The organism is Rhodococcus sp. GA1 (assembly GCF_024321955.1).
Classification (GTDB): Bacteria; Actinomycetota; Actinomycetes; order Mycobacteriales; family Mycobacteriaceae; genus Rhodococcus; species Rhodococcus pyridinivorans.
Genome location: NZ_CP097186.1, coordinates 3,876,477 through 3,893,436, shown reverse-complemented (window position 1 = coordinate 3,893,436; position 16,960 = coordinate 3,876,477). Strand labels below are relative to the sequence as shown.

General features: G+C 68.2%; 2 protein-coding genes. Both read right to left on the bottom strand.

Annotated elements, in window-relative coordinates:
- Positions 1-195: 195 nt before the first annotated feature.
- A complete protein-coding gene (locus M3330_RS18100) occupies positions 196-1,257 on the bottom strand; it encodes an alpha/beta hydrolase family protein (protein WP_033097162.1) in 1,062 nt (353 codons plus the stop codon).
- 135 nt (positions 1,258-1,392) lie between these two features.
- Positions 1,393-16,788 carry a non-ribosomal peptide synthetase gene (locus M3330_RS18095; RefSeq protein WP_254583093.1) on the bottom strand — a complete coding sequence of 5,132 codons (15,396 nt, stop codon included), beginning with the start codon at positions 16,786-16,788 and terminating at the stop codon, positions 1,393-1,395.
- Positions 16,789-16,960: the final 172 nt, after the last annotated feature.

Sequence of the window (16,960 nt, the reverse complement as noted above, 5' to 3'; positions counted from 1 at the left end):
CCCGAATGCGGCCGCGGCCTCCTTGACCGGAATCCCGGCATCGATCAGTCGTGCCAGTTGGTCACCGAACCGGTCGCAGTCCTCCGTAAACGACATGATCGTCGCAACCTCTCGTTGAGAGTGTTGCGACGATCATGTGAACCCCCCTGGCGAAGAGGGGCCTTCTCACACCTGGTCGCGACGGACCGGCCGGACTTACGAAGTCAGACCGAGTGCCTTCTCGAGGACGGGCCACGAATCCTTGAGGTCGTCCTGCCAGTAACCCCACGAGTGGGTGCCGGAGTCGCGGAAGTTGTAGGTGGCGGGGATGCCCAGCTGGTCGAGGCGGCCACGGAGGTTGTGCGTGCAGTAGTTGGTCGCAGCCTCGATGACACCGCCGACGATGATCTGGTTGGCGAGCACGTCGACCTCACCGTCGATTTCGGGGCCGGCCAGGGTGTCGTAACGTCCGGGCAGGCCGGTGCCGTTGGAGATGTACAGATCGAGTCCGCGCAGCTCCTCGGCGTGCACGTAGGGATCGTTCTCGACCCAGGCCGGATCGTCGAGCTCGCCCCACATGTTGCGGGTGTCGCCGCCACCCCAGGTCTCGACGACGAGCTTGACGAACTGCTGACCGATCGGGTCGGAGGTCTGCGCGCACCCGCTGTAGGCCGCGACGCCCTGGTACAGGCCGGGAGCAGCGATGGGCAGCTGCAGGACGGACGTACCCGAGGACGACAGACCGGCGATCGCGTTGACGCCGTTGGTGCCGAGCGCGGCGTCGATCAGCGGCGGGACCTCCTTCGTAAGGAAGGTCTCCCACTTGTTGACGCCGAGCTCCGGGTCCTCGTTCTTCCAGTCGGTGTAGTAGCTCCACTTTCCGCCGACCGGCGAGACGACGTTGACGTTCTTGTCCTTGAAGAACTCGATCGCGTCGGTACGGAAACGCCAGGTGGCACTGTCCTCGCCGCCGCCGGCGCCGTTGAGGAGGTACAGCGTCGGGCGCGGCTCGCTCGTGTCGGCCGGACGCCAGACGTCGAGCAGGATCTCCTTGTCCATTGAAGCGGAGTACACGTAGACCAGCAGCTGCTGGTCATCGTACTTCTCGATACGAGTGATCTTCGAACCGTTTTCACTGGTTACCGACTGGAGCGGTTGCTGGCTCTCTACCACCGGGTCCGCCGGCTGTGCGATTGCCGGAGCGAACGACAACGCCGCCGAAAAAACTGCGCATGCCGCGCCAACGGTCAATACACGAAGTCGTCCGGATCCTCGCATCGGATGCTTCATACGGTTCTCTCACCTTTTCGAGTTGGGCAGCGGTTGTCGGCGTCGGGTTCGACGGTGACGAACGGAACCTACCTGATTACAGGTTTCGTACAGTTACATGCGTCGGGATGCGGAAGCAACTCGTTACATCTGCTTCCTTCTCAGGTACTCGTCGAGTACAGGGCCGATCGCCGCGAGCGACTCCGGCGTCATCATCGCCCCGTGGACGCAACCGACCGGAACGTCCTTGATGCTGCCGGTCACAAGATGTGACCACTGCTGCTCGACATCGTCCTGGTTCGGCGAATGATCCGCAGCGGTGAAGTAGAGCAGATCCCCCTCGAAAACACCCGGAGTATGCGAGGCGATGAGCTCGGCGGAATGGAGCGCACCTTCGTACAGGTCTCGAAACCGCTCGGGAGAGAGGGCGAACATCTCCTGCGGGATCATCTCCCACAACTTTTCCAGGTGTTCGTCGGACAATGCCATCACGTTGTCCCCATCCTCAAGGACGACGCCGATCTGGGCGAGCTCGTCACGAATGGTGTCCCGGAAATCCCCCACCTTCAGGTTCAGTCGGCTGTCGAGCATTGTCAGACTCCCAACCTGTTCGTTCTCCCCCTGAAGACGGACAGCCATTTCGTGAGCGAGCACGCCACCGAGCGACCAGCCCATCAGATGATAGGGCCCTTCGGGTTGCACAATCCTGATCTCCTCCACATAGCGGGCGGTCATCTCGGCGAGGGACTTAGGTCGGTAACCGTCCTCCGACAGAATCCGGGATTGGACGCCATAGACAGGACGGTCGCGCACAAAATGGGTCAGACCCGAATACGTCCATGCCAAACCGTACAGAGGATGCACACAAAAGAGCGCCTTGCCGCTACCACGAGTCCGAAGCGGCAACAGGATCTGCATCGAATTGTCGTCCGACGGATCGAACGCTTCCCCGCTATCGAGATCGAACGCGATCCGCTGTGCCAGCGCCTCGACGGTGGTTTCGGCAAAGAGCCATTGGACTCGAACCTCGACACCGATCTTCTCGCGTAGGCGACTTACCACTCGAGTTGCGATCAGTGAGTTTCCGCCCAGCTCAAAGAAGTCGTCGTCGACACCGACGCGGGGTACGCCTAACACCTCGGCATAGACGTTCGCGACGATCTCCTCGATCGGGCTACGGGGAGCGCGGAATTCGCGGACCTCGAAGACGGGCTCCGGCAGGGCCTTGCGGTCGAGCTTGCCGCTGGTGTTGAGCGGGAACGCATCGAGCACGACGACCGCCGACGGCACCATGTACGACGGCAGGACGCTACGCACGGCGTCGAGCAGGACCGCCTTGTCGACAGTGTGCCCGGGTGCCGGCACGACGTAGGCGACCAGCTGCTCACCGGTCGGTGTCGGCACGACGAGCGCGACGGCCTGGCTCACCTCGGCGCAGCCGAGCAGCGCCGTCTCGATCTCGCCCAGTTCGATGCGCTGACCGCGGAACTTGACCTGGAAGTCGGTGCGGCCGAGATAGTCCAGGACGAGGGCACCGTCGGCGATGCGGCGCCACCGCACGAGATCGCCGGTGCGGTACATCCTGCTTCCCCGCACCCCGAGGGGACTCGCGACGAACCGGTCGGACGTGAGGTCGGGGCGCTTCTCGTAGCCGCGCGCGAGTTGCACGCCACCGAGATACAGCTCGCCCGGGGTTCCCACCGGGGTGGGACGCAGACGCGAATCCAGCACGTATACCTGCACGTTCGCTTCGGGAACGCCGATCGGCACGGAATGGTCGCCGTCCTCGGCGCCCCAGTAGGTCGCCGAGACCGCGGCCTCGGTGGGGCCGTAGAGGTTGTGGACCGCCGCGTCACCGAGACGCCGGAAGGCCGTCACGGTCTCCGGCGGGAGGGCCTCGCCGATGACGAAGACGTGGCGCAGGCCGGCGCAGCTACCCGCCGGGGCGTGGGCGGCGAAGACGGTGAGCATGGACGGGACGAAGTCGGTGAGCGTGACGCCGTACCGGACGATCGCGTCGGCCACGTAGGCCGGGTCGCGGTGACCGTCGTGGGTCGCGACGACGAGCGTACCGCCGGTGCGCAGCGGCAGGAAGTAACCCCACAGCGACACGTCGAAGGTCGTGGCGGTCTTCTGGAGGTACACGTCGCCGGGCGAGATGTCGTACTCCGCGGCCATCCACTCGAGCTGATTGACGATCGCCTCGTGGGGGACGGACACACCCTTCGGACGTCCGGTGGATCCGGACGTGAAGATCACGTAGGCCGGTGAGGCGGCCTGGACGGTGCCCCGCAGTTCGTCCTCGCGCACGGGCTCTGCCGGATGGTCGGGCAGAGCCGGGTCGTCGACGAGGATCGTCTCGACCCCGGCCGGGAGATCCCCGGCGTCGGCGGTGGTGCTGAGCACGCACACCGGTCGTGCGGTGTCGAGGATGTGGCTGATCCGGTCGGCCGGGTGGTCGGGGTCGAGCGGCACGTAGGCCCCGCCCGCCGTGACGACCGCGTACATGGCGGCGACCAGATCGATCGAGCGCCGGATACCCAGCGCGACAAGCGATTCGGGTCCGACACCGACCGAGATCAGGTGACGGGCGAGGCGGTTGACCCGCGCGTCGAACTCCGTATAGGTGAGGGCGTCGTCGCCGAAGACGACTGCGGTGGAGTCCGGGGTCGAGGCGACCTGCGCGCGGTAGCGCGAGAGCAGGGTCTGCGCATCGACCGGTCGCTCGGTGGCGTTCACCTCGACGGTGAGCGCGTGTCGCTCCGGCGCGGCCAGCAGGTCGACGTCACCGACGACCATCTCGACGTCGCCGGTGAGCGATTCGAGGACCGTCACGAGACGGGCGGCGAGCGACCGCACCGTCGTCTCGTCGAAAAGGTCCGTGGCATAGGTGAACTGGGCATCCATACCGGCGGGACGTCCCTCGACCTCTCGCGGTCCGACGGTGAGCTGCAGATCGAACTTGGCGATGCTGCCACCGAGATCCACCGGCTCGACGTCCAGTCCGGGCAGGGCGAGGTCGGGTCGCTCCATGTTCTGGAAGAACAGGGCCACCTGGAACAGCGGATGGTGACCAGCGGAACGAACAGGGTCGAGGACCTCCACGAGCCGCTCGAAGGGCAGGTCGGCGTGGGCGAACGCGTCGATGTCCGAGGCGCGGACCTCGCGCAGGACGTCGGCGAACGTCCGCTCGGGAGTGACGGTGGTCCGCAGCACGAGTGTGTTGACGAACATGCCGATCAGATCGTCGAGCGCCTGCTCGCCGCGGCCCGCGACCGGGGTGCCGATCGCGATGTCGTTCGCACCCGAGATCCGGGACAATAGAACGGCGAAGGCCGCGTGGAAGACCATGAAGGGCGAACATCCCGCGGCCCGGCCGAGTTCGACGACGGCCTCGTGCAGGGCCGGGTCGATCTCGAACTCGACGACCGCCCCGCGGCCCGACGCCCCGGCCGGGCGTGGCCGGTCGGTGGGCAGTTCGAGACGATCCGGTAGATCCGCAAGAACCGATGTCCAGTAGGCGATGTCTTTCGAGATCGTCGAATCCGGATCATCCTCGTCGCCCAGGACGGACCGCTGCCACAGGGTGAAGTCCGCATACTGCACGGCGAGTGGTTCCCAGCCGGGCACCGCCCCCGCCCTACGGGCGAGGTAGGCGGTGACGAGATCACGCACGAACGGCTCCATCGACGCACCGTCGGCAGCGATGTGATGGACCACGATGATCAGAACGTACTCGTCGCCCGTCCGTAAGAGTTCTAGTCGCCAGGGCACTTCGACGGTGATATCGAATCCCGTCATCACTGCATGGATCACTCGACTTTCGATCTCCGAGCTCTGGACCTCCTCGACTCGTAACACCGGGATAGCCTTCGAGACAGGCAGGACCAACTGGCTGCCCACACCGTCGCGGTCCGGATAGATCGTCCGAAGGGGTTCATGTCGTTCGACAAGATCCGCGACCGCGGCACCGAGCGCATCGGCGTCGAGTGTCCCGCGCAGACGCAGTGCGACGGGGATGTTGTTCGCCGCCGAGGCCGAATCGAAGCGATTCAGGAACCACATGCGCTGTTGCGCGAAGGATAGTGGAATCGTCTCGGGACGAGGGCCTGGCACCAAAGGTATGCGATCCCCCCCGGCGAGAGACTCGACCACGGCAGCGAGTCCCGCCACAGTGGAGGATTCGAAGAGTTCGCGCACGGTGACCCGCACACCGAGCGCTTTGGAAATCCGCGCCGCCACCCGCGTGGCGATCAGCGAGTTGCCCCCGAGAGTGAAGAAGTCGTCGTCCACCCCAGCCCGGGGCACGCCCAACACCTCTGCGTATGTCCGTGCCACGATCTCCTCGTACGGCGTAGCGGGAGCTCGGTACTCGCGCTCTTCGATCACCGGCTCCGGCAGAGCATCACGATCGAGCTTGCCCACCGGGGTCAGCGGCACCTCGTCGAGCACCACGATCGCCGACGGCACCATGTGCGGCGGCAACGATCGCGACACGAATTCCGTCAACTCCGCGGTGTCGATCGTGCGGCCGCGGACGGGCAGCACGTAGGACGCGAGGACGGTCGCACCGGACGGGGTGGACCGCCCCACCGTCGTCGCCCAGTTCACGGACTCGTGTGCGCTGAGGACCGCGTCGATCTCACCGAGTTCGATGCGGAAACCGCGCACCTTGACCTGGAAGTCGCTGCGGCCGACGAACTCGATCTCGAGCCGGTCCTCGACGGGCCGCCACCGGACGACGTCGCCGGTGCGGTACATGCGGTCGCCGGGTTCGCCGTAGGGGTTGGGGACGAACCGCTCGGCGGTCAGCGCGTTGCGGCGGTGGTATCCGCGGGCGAGTGCCCGGCCGGCCACGTAGAGCTCACCCGCCATACCGGCGGCCACGGGACGCAGACGCGAGTCGAGCACCAGGGCCGACACTCCGTGTGTAGGACTACCGATGGTGATCGGCCGTCCCGGCTGGAGCCTACCGAAGGTAGTCATAATGGTCGCCTCGGTCGGGCCGTAGCCGTTGAAGTACCTCCGTCCCGCCGCCCATTGCGCGAGCAGTTCGGGCGTGGTGACGTCGCCGCCGACACAGATCGTTTCCACACTGTCGAGGCCGGTCGGATCCATGGTGCCCAGCACGGCCGGAGTGATCGTCACATGTGTCACCCCCTCCGCCCGCAGTAACTCGGCGAGATCCGGCCCGCCGATGATCCCTGCCGGCACGATCACCAGAGTGGCACCGCTGGAGAACGTGGCTGTCCACTCGAGCACCGATGGGTCGAAGCTCGGCGAACAGATGTGCAGGGAGCGGTGCCCTGCACGGAGATGGTAGAGATCGGCAGCAGTGTCGACCACACCGCCGAGGCCGGCGTGGGTGACGACGACGCCCTTGGGCTTGCCGGTCGACCCCGAGGTGTAGATCAGGTAGGCCGGGTGGTGAACCCGGATCGGGCGTACCCGGTCGGCGTCGGTGATCGGTGCGGCGGAGCGGGATTCGACGTCGGCGGCGAACGCCGGGTCGTCGATCAGCAGCCATTCCGCGTCGTCGGGCAGTCCGCCGACGAACTCGGACGACGTGATGCCCAGGGTGGCCCCGGAGTCGTCGAGCATGTAGCGCACGCGGTCGTCCGGATAGGTCGGGTCGACGGGCAGGTGCGCGGCGCCGGTCTTCGCGATCGCCCACACGCTGAGCACCATCTCGTACGAACGGGGGAAGGACACGGCCACGAAGTTCTCCGGTCCGGCACCACGCTCGATGAGCAAGCGGGCCAGTCGCGACGAGGTTTCGTCGAGTTCGCGGTAGGTGATCGACCGTCCCTCGTACCGCACTGCCACGGCGTCGGGATCCATCGCGCCCCCCCGCGTGAGGATATCGCTGAAACTTCCTCCAGTGGTCACGTGACCACCGCGGACGTGGATGAGGCGGTCGAACTCATCCACGTCGAGGATCGCCAGGTCGCCGACGGGCGCCTCCGGAGTGTCCAACGCGCCAGTGAGCAACATCGAGAACCTGCGCGCGAACTCCTCCACGGTCCGCCGATCGAACAGGGCCGTCGCGTAGGAGAACTCGGCTCCGATGCCGGCGGGCTCGCCCTCCTCGTCGTACTGCTCACGCAGTATGAGCGAGAGATCGAACTTCGCAGTGTCGACGTCGAACGGGACTCCTGAGACCGTCAGGCCCGGAAGTTCGAGCGCTGCCTCACGAAAATTCTGGAACGACAGGACCACCTGGAACAGCGGGTGGCGTGCCGTCGACCGTTCGGGGTCGATGATCTCCACGAGCCGCTCGAACGGGATGTCGGCATGAGCGAACGCCTCGAGGTCGGCCTCGCGCACCCGTGCGAGCAGGTCGGAGAAGCCCTCACCCGTGTCCACCCGGCTGCGCAGCACGAGGGTGTTGACGAACATGCCGATCAGGTCGTCGACCTCGGCCTCACCGCGACCCGCGATAGGCGTGCCGATCGCGACGTCGTCGGTGTCGGCCATCCGCGCGAGGAACACCGCGAGCGCGGTGTGCACGACCATGAACATCGTCGTGCCGGTCCGCCGCGCGAGCGCCGCGAGACCGCGGTGCGTATCCGCATCGATCGTAAATCCGACCATGCCACCGGCGAACGACTGCACCGCCGGACGCGGCCGGTCCATCGGCAGGTTCAGCTCGTCCGGAAGCCCGGCGAGGGTGCGTTTCCAGAAGTCGGCCTGCGCCGCGAGCAGGCTCGCGGCATCGTCCTCGTCGCCGAGCACGTCGCGCTGCCAGATCGCGAAATCGGCGTACTGCACGGGCAGCGGTGCCCAACCGGGAACCTGCCCCTCGGCGCGGGACATGTAGGCCGTCATCACGTCGCGGGTCAACGGCGAGATGGACCAGCCGTCGGCGCTGATGTGGTGGACGACGAACACGAGCACGTGATCGCGCTCGGAGAGCTCGAACAATCGTGCGCGCAACGGGATCTCGGTGGTGACGTCGAACCCGCGGGAGACGACCGCCGTCACCTTCTGCAGCAGGTCGTCCTCGGTGGCCGATTCGACGTCGATGTCGGGCGCGGCTTCCGCGACCGGGAGGATCAGCTGATAGGGACGTCCGTCCACTTCCGGATAGACCGTGCGGAGCACCTCGTGCCGGGCGAGCAGATCCTGGACCGCTGCCCGCAACGCGTCGAGGTCGAGCGCCCCGGTCAGGCGGACCGCGACCGGGATGTTGTTGACCGACGATTCGGTGTCGAAGCGGTTGAGGAACCACATGCGCTGCTGCGCGAGCGACAGTGGGACCCGCTCGGGACGTTCCTGTGCGACGAGCGGCGTGCGGCCCTGGGCCTCGCTCTGCTCGACGCGGGCGGCGAGAGCGGCTACGCCGGGCGCCTCGAACAGGACACGAACGGGCACAACGGTTCCCAGTTCGGAACCGAGGCGCGCGACGACCTGCGTCGCGATGAGCGAGTTGCCGCCGAGGGCGAAGAAGTCGTCGTCGAGCCCGACACGGTCGACACCGAGGACGTCGGCGAACACGCCGGCGACGACCTCCTCGACCGGGGTCGTGGGTGCACGGAAGCCGCGAGCCTCGAAGACCGGGTCGGGCAGCGCCTTCCGGTCGACCTTGCCCGAGCTGCCGAGCGGCATCTCGTCGAGGACCACGAACTGCGACGGCACCATGTAGGCCGGGAGCACCGCGCTCAGCGCGGCCTGCGCGGCGTCGCGGTCGAAGGTCGTGTTCGGGGCCGGGACCACGTAGGCGACGAGCTGATCGCGGCGCACCTGCGCGGCGGCCTGCGACACCCCGGTGTGGTCGAGCAGCGCGGTCTCGATCTCCCCGAGCTCGATACGCAGACCGCGGAGCTTGACCTGGAAGTCGGTGCGGCCGAGGTACTCGAGATCTCCGCTGCGGTCGTTGCTCCAGCGCACGAGGTCGCCCGTGCGGTACAGACGTTCACCCTCGCCGAAGGGCGAGGCGACGAAACGCTCGGCGGTCAGATCGGGGCGGCCGACGTAACCGCGCGCCACCTGCACGCCCGCGAGATACAACTCTCCCACGACACCGGCGGGAACCGGCGACAGTCGCGAGTCGAGCACGTAGGCGCGGGTGTTCCACACCGGAGCGCCCATCGCGACGGAACCACCCGTCGTTCCTGCGACCGGGCGGGCGGTGGCGTGCACCGTGGCCTCGGTGGGGCCGTAGAGGTTGTGGAGCTCGGCGTCGCTGCTCCGGGAGAACTGCTCGGCCACCGACAGCGGGAAGGCTTCACCGGCGACGAGCACGGTGCGCAGCGACGCGCAGTCGTCGGGCGACACCGACGCGGCGAACACCGCGAGCATCGACGGGACGAAGGAGGTCGCCGTCACCGCGCGCTCGCGGATGACGGTGCCGAGATAGGCGGGGTCGCGGTGCCCGTCCGGGACCGCGATCACCATGCGCGCACCGACGGCGAGGGTGCCGAAGAGTTCCCACACCGACACGTCGAAGGTGAACGGGGTCTTCTGCAGCACCACATCGTCGGGGCCGATCCCGTATTCGGTGGTGATCCACCGGATCTGGTTGACGACCGAGGCATGGGCGACCGCCACACCCTTCGGGCGTCCCGTCGAACCGGAGGTGAAGATCGAGTACGCGGTGTTCGACGGCCGCAACGGCGCGACGCGGTCGGCGTCGGTGACCGGCTCGGCCGGTGTCGCGGACAGGTCGAGGGTGTCGATCGCGAGCGACGGCACCGATGCCGTGGCCGGCACGGAGAATCCGTCGCGTTCGGTGGTCAGCACCACCACGGGCGCGGCGATGTCGAGGATGTACCCGTTGCGATCCTCGGGCTGATCCGGATCGATCGGCACGTAGGCACCACCGGCCGTAACGACCGCGTACATACCGACGAGCAGATCCAGCGAGCGGCGCATCGCCAGACCCACCCGCGCGTCGGGACCGACACCGAGCGAGATCAGGTGTCGTGCAAGACGGTTCACACGCTCGGAGAACTCGCCGTAGGTCAGCGTCTCGCCCTCGAACTCCACCGCGACCGCGTCCGGCGACCGCCGGACCTGCTCGGCGAACAGATCGACGAGGGTCCCGGCGTCGCCGAGTGCGTGCTCGGTGGCGTTCCACGTGGCGAGCACATCGGTGCGCTCGGCATCGTCGAGCAGCGCGACATCACCGACCGGGAGTGCGGGTTCGGTCACGACCGCGGTGAGGATCCGGGCCAGGCGCTCGGCGAAGGACTCCATCGTCCGGGCGTCGAACAGATCGGTGGCATAAGTCAATTCGACGAGATAACCCTCGGCGGTGGCGTCGTCCGAGACGGTGACCTGCAGGTCGAACTTCGCCAGTGCCACGTCGACATCGAGCGCCGAGACGGTCAGGCCGGGCAGCTCGAGGGAGCCGGCATCGAGGTTCTGGAACGCGAGGAGCACCTGGAACAGCGGGTGCCGTGCCGTCGACCGTTCGGGGTCGATGATCTCGACGAGCCGCTCGAACGGCAGGTCGGCGTGCCCGAACGCTTCGAGGTCGGCGCCGCGCACCCGGCCGAGCACCTGCTCGAACGACTCGCCGCCCTCCACCCGGGTGCGCAGCACGAGGGTGTTGACGAACATGCCCACCAGATCGTCGAGCGCCGCGTCGCCACGACCGGCCACCGGGGTGCCGATCGCGATGTCGTCGGTGCCCGACAGACGCGCCAGCAGCACCGCCAGTGCCGCGTGCACGACCATGAACTCGGTGGTGGAGGTGCGCCGGGCGAGATCGCGGACGGCGGAACGGAGTTCGGAGTCCAGGACGAACCGGTGCGAGGCACCGCGGTAGCTCGCGACCGCCGGTCGCGGACGGTCCGCCGGCAGGTCGAGCTGCTCGGGCAGACCCGCGAGGGTCTCCCGCCAGAACGCGACCTGCGAGGAGATGATCGACTCCGGATCGTCCTCCGAACCGAGCACCTCCCGCTGCCAGATGGCGAAGTCGGCGTACTGCACCGGCAGCGGCTCCCACTGCGGGGCGTCACCCGAGACGCGGGCCGCGTAGGCCGTCACGACGTCGCGGGTCAGCGGACCCATCGAGAAACCGTCGGACGCGATGTGGTGCACGACCAGCACCAGCACGTGCTCGGCCGCGGTCCCGGTCTCGGTGACGGCGAACAGCCGGGCCCGGAAGGGGACCTGCGTCGTCACGTCGAAGCCGGTGCCGACGATCTCGGTGGCCCGGGCGATCAGATCGGACTCGGCCACCGGGACCGGCGTCAGGTCGGGCACCACCTCGTCCACCGGCAGCACCTGCTGGTAGCCCACACCGTCGACGTCCGGGTAGATCGTCCGCAACGACTCGTGCCGGCCGAGCACGTCGGTGACCGCGGCCTGCAGGGCCGCCGCGTCGAGTGCCCCCGACAGGCCGATCGCCACGGGGATGTTGTTGACCGCCGATTCCGGTTCGAAGCGGTTGAGGAACCACATCCGCTGCTGCGCGAGCGACAACGGCACCCGGTCAGGTCGTTCGGTGGCGACGAGGGGCCGGCGCGGACCGCCGGAGACCCCGCGTTCGAGGCGTGCTGCAAGCTCTTCCACGGTGGAGGCCTCGAACAGCAAGCGCAGCGGAACGGTGGCGTTCAGCGCGGCACCGATGCGGGAGACCACCTGGGTGGCGATGAGCGAGTTGCCGCCCAGCGCGAAGAAGTCGTCGTCGAGGCCGACGCGGTCGACACCGAGGACCTCGGAGTAGATCGACGCCACGACCTGCTCGGTGGAGGTGGTGGGAGCGCGGAACTCCTTGACCTCGAAGACCGGGTCGGGCAGTGCCTTGCGGTCGAGCTTGCCGGACGCACCGAGCGGCATGGCGTCGAGGAGCACGTAGGTGGCGGGCACCATGTAGGCCGGTAACTGCGCGGACAGTGCCGCACCAGCCGCCACCTGATCGAAGGTCGCACCGGCCTGCGGGACGACGTAGGCGACGAGCTGGTCCTGACGGACGAGCACGACGGCCTGGTCGACCTCGTCGAGGACGAGCAGCGCGGTCTCGATCTCGCCGAGTTCGATGCGCAGACCGCGGAGCTTGACCTGGAAGTCGGTGCGGCCGATGTAGTCGAGCTCGCCGGCGCCCTCCGTCCAGCGCACGAGGTCGCCGGTGCGGTACAGCCGCTCACCGTCGCCGAACGGCGAGGCGACGAAGCGTTCGGCCGTGAGGTCGGGGCGCTGCATGTACCCGCGGGCGAGCTGAGCTCCCGCGAGATAGAGCTCTCCCGCGACCCCCACGGGCACGGGCGCGAGACGCTCGTCGAGGACGTAGACGCGGGTGTTCCACACGGGGGCGCCGATCGGCACGGAGACCGTGTCGGCGTCGGTGGCCTCGTGGTAGGTCACGTCCACGGCTGCCTCGGTGGGGCCGTAGAGGTTGTGCAGGCCGGCATCGGACAACAGTGCCCGCGTGCGTGCGGCCAGTGCGGGCGGGAGCGCCTCACCGGAGGCGAAGACGTGACGGAGCGAAGTGAGTTCGTCGGCCGACGCTTCGGCGACGAACACCGCCAGCATCGACGGCACGAAGTGCACGACGGTCACGCCGCGCCGCTCGATCACCGAGGCCAGGTACCGCGGATCGCGGTGACCGTCCGGCACGGCGACCACCAGTCGGGCACCGATCTGCAAGGGCCAGAAGAACTCCCACACCGACACATCGAAGGTGAACGGGGTCTTCTGCAGCACCACGTCGGCGCCGGTGAGCGGGTATTCGTGCTGCATCCAGCGCAGGCGGTTGACGATCGCGCCGTGCGGCACCGCCACACCCTTCGGGCGCCCGGTGGACCCGGACGTGAAGATGACGTAGGCGGTGTTCGACGCCCGCAGCGGAGACGTCCGCTCGGCGTCGGTGACCGGCCCGGACGCCGTCGCGGACAGGTCGAGGGTGTCGACGAGCAGGCTCGGGACGGACCTCTCCCCCGGTACGCGGAATCCGTCGCGTTCGGTGCTCAGCACCACCACGGGCGCGGCGATGTCGAGGATGTACCCGTTGCGATCCTCGGGCTGATCCGGATCGATCGGCACGTAGGCACCACCGGCCGTAACGACCGCGTACATACCGACGAGCAGATCCAGCGAGCGGCGCATCGCCAGACCCACCCGCGCGTCGGGACCGACACCGAGCGAGATCAGATGCCGCGCAAGACGGTTCACGCGCTCCGAGAACTCGCCGTAGGTCAGCGACTCGCCCTCGAACTCCACCGCGACCGCATCCGGCGACCGCCGGACCTGCTCGGCGAACAGATCCACGAGGGTCGAGGTGTCGTCGAGCGCGCGGCCGGTGTCGTTCCACTGCTCGAGGACCTGCACGCGTTCGGCATCGTCGAGCAGGTCGACATCACCGATAGCGACGGAGAGATCACCGGTGACCGCATCGAGGAGACGGACGAAGCGCTCGGCGACGCGCTCGACCGTGCGGGTGTCGAACAGATCGGTGGCGTAGGCCAAGCCCACCGAGTACTCGGCGGCACCGGTCGCGGTCGGCGTCTCGGTGACGACGAACTGGAGGTCGAACTTGGCGGTCGCGATGTCGAGGTCGACGGCCTCGACGGTCAGCCGCGGAAGTTCGAGGGAGCCGGTCTCGAGGTTCTGGAACGACAACATCACCTGGAACAGCGGGTGACGCGCGGTGGAGCGCTCGGGGTCGATGATCTCGACGAGTCGTTCGAACGGCAGGTCGGCGTGGCCGAACGCCTCGAGGTCGGCGCCGCGCACCCGGCCGAGCACCTGCTCGAACGACTCGCCGCCCTCGACCCGGGTGCGCAGCACGAGGGTGTTGACGAACATGCCCACCAGATCGTCGAGCGCCGCGTCGCCACGACCGGCCACCGGAGTACCGATCGCGATGTCGTCGGTGCCCGACAGACGCGCCAGCAGCACCGCCAGCGCGGCGTGCACCACCATGAACGGGGTCGCGTTGCGTTCGCGGGCGAGCGTGACGATGCGGTCGTGCAGCGTCTCGTCGATGGTGAACTCGTGCAGGGCACCACGATTGGTGGCGACGGCGGGGCGCGGGCGGTCGGCCGGCAGGTCGAGCTGCTCGGGCAGACCCTCAAGCGTGTCCCGCCAGAAACCGACCTGCGAGGAGATGACCGACTCCGGATCGTCCTCCGAGCCGAGCACCTCCCGCTGCCAGATCGCGAAGTCGGCGTACTGGACCGGCAGCGGCTCCCATCCCGGCTCGCCGCCGGCGGCGCGGGCCGCGTAGGCCGAGACGATGTCGCGAGTGAGCGGGCCCATCGAGAAACCGTCGGCGGCGATGTGGTGCACGACCAGCACCAGCACGTGCTCGGCCGCGGTCCCGGTCTCGGTGACGGCGAACAGCCGGGTCCGGAAGGGGACCTGCGTCGTCACGTCGAAGCCGGTGCCGACGATCTCGGTGGCCCGGGCGATCAGATCGGACTCGGCCACCGGGACCGGCGTCAGGTCGGGCACCACCTCGTCCACCGGCAGCACCTGCTGGTAGCCCACACCGTCGACGTCCGGGTAGATCGTCCGCAGCGACTCGTGCCGGCCGAGCACGTCGACCACCGCGGAGCGCAGCGCCTCGACGTCCAGGACGCCGGTCAACCGGATCGCCCCGGGGATGTTGTTGACGGCCGATTCCGGTTCGAAGCGGTTGAGGAACCACATCCGCTGCTGCGCGAGCGACAACGGCACCCGCTCGGGACGCTCCTGCGCCACGAGCGGAGCTCGGTCGTCACCGGCAAGAGGTTCGACCATGACAGCGAGGGCGGCGACCGTCGAACCCTCAAACAGCAGGCGGGCAGGCACCCGTACCCCTAGACGCTCACTCAGCCGTGCCGCCACTCGCGTGGCGATCAGCGAGTTACCCCCGAGATCGAAGAAGTCGTCGTCGAGGCCGACCCGCGTGGAGTCGAGTCCCAGCACGTCGGCGAACACCGCGGCGATGTCGATCTCGGTGCCGGTTTCCGGGGCCCGGAACTCGGTGACGATCGGCCCCGGATCGGGCAGTGCGTCGCGGTCGAGCTTGCCGGTGGGCGAGAGCGGGATCTCGTCGATCGGCACGATCGCCGAAGGCACCATGTGGGCAGGGAGCCGCTCGGCGGCCAGGGCCGACAGTTCCTGCAGGTCGACGGTTGCGTCGGGGGCCGCGTGCACGTACGCGACAAGCTGTGCCTGCCCGGACGGGCCCGTCCGCGCGAGCGTCGCCGCGAAGTCCACTGCCGGCGAGGAGGCCAGCACGGCGTCGATCTCGCCGAGTTCGATGCGGAAGCCGCGAACCTTGACCTGGAAGTCGTTCCGACCGATGTAGACGATGGGGGATGCGGCGTCCCGGGGTCCGCGGACGAGGTCGCCGGAACGGTACATGCGCGTGCCGCCGGGGGCCGCGACGAACCGGGCGGCGGTCAGCTCCGGCCGACGGTGGTATCCGCGGGCCACGCCCGGACCCGACAGGTAGAGCTCGCCCGTCACCCCGGCCGGAACGGCGTGCAACCGTGTGTCCAGCACGTGCGCGGTGGTGTTCCGGATGGGCGCACCGATCGTGATCTGCTCACCCGGAGCCAGCGGATCCGAGATGTTGGTCATGATGGTCGTCTCGGTCGGACCGTAGCCGTTGAAGAATCGCCGTCCCGGCGCCCACCGCTCCACCAGGTCCGGAGGGCACGCCTCACCGCCGACGACGATGCAATCGAGCACGCCCAGGCCCGTCGGGTCGACCGAGGCCAGCGCGGCCGGGGTGACGAAGGCGTGCGTGACCTGCTGTTGCACAACGAGTTCGGCGAACTCCTCGCCGCCGTACACGGAGGTCGGGGCGATCACCATCGTCGACGACGCGCCGATCGCCAGCAGCAGTTCGAGGATCGAGGCGTCGAAGCTCGGGGACGCGAAGTGCAGCGTGCGCGAGTCGGAGGTCAGGGCATACCGCTCCACCTGCTCGGTGCAGAAGTTCCCCAGACCCGAATGGGTCACGACGACGCCCTTCGGCCGTCCGGTCGACCCCGAGGTGTAGATGATGTAGGCCGTGTTCTCGACCCGCAGGGTTCGGACCCGTTCGTCGAACGAGACGGGCTCGGACGGAAGAGCCGCGAGCTGCTGCGCGATCGCGGGATCGTCGAGTGCGATCCACCGGGTCGCGGAGGGCAGGGCGGGTTCGTTCTCGGCGAGGGTCAGGCCGAGCGCCGCGCCGGAGTCGACCGTCATGTGCTCGACCCGGTCGGCGGGATAGTTCGGGTCGACGGGCACGAAGGCGGCACCGGTCTTCGCGACCGCCCAGGTGGCGAGCACCGAGTCGATCGACCGGGCGATCGCGAGCGCGACGACGTCCTCGGGACCGACACCGAGGCCGATCAGGTACCGCGCGAGTCGCGAGGACGCCTCGTCGAGCTCGGCGTAGGTGAGCGAACGGTCATCCTCGACCACTGCCGTCGCGGAGGGGTCGCGTTCGACCGCCGCCGCAATCAGCTGGGGAAGCAGCGCGGCCCTGGCTCCGCGACGCTCGGGACGCCTGCGTGGCCGCCGCCGCTCTGCTGCCGCAGGTCGAGCATCGCCAGAGGCTCCACCGTTCCCCTCGGCCCCCTGCTCGCCGACCTTACGCAAGGCTTCACTCACCACTGGTCCCGATCCCTCGTACGTCCCGTTCCGGCCGCGGCCACCCGGTTGTTACCGGGCAGTCATGTGCCCATTAGAGCATCGGTGGCCGAGAAGCCATGTTACGGCCGTGGGCGCGCACGCCACGGTGGGACGACCCGTGCGGGCCGCCCCACCGTGGCGGGATGTCGAG

Bases quoted from the DNA above. Each gene is read 5' to 3' on its own strand.
- M3330_RS18100 (WP_033097162.1), bottom strand. From the start codon at position 1,257: ATGCGAGGATCCGGACGACTTCGTGTATTGACCGTTGGCGCGGCATGC.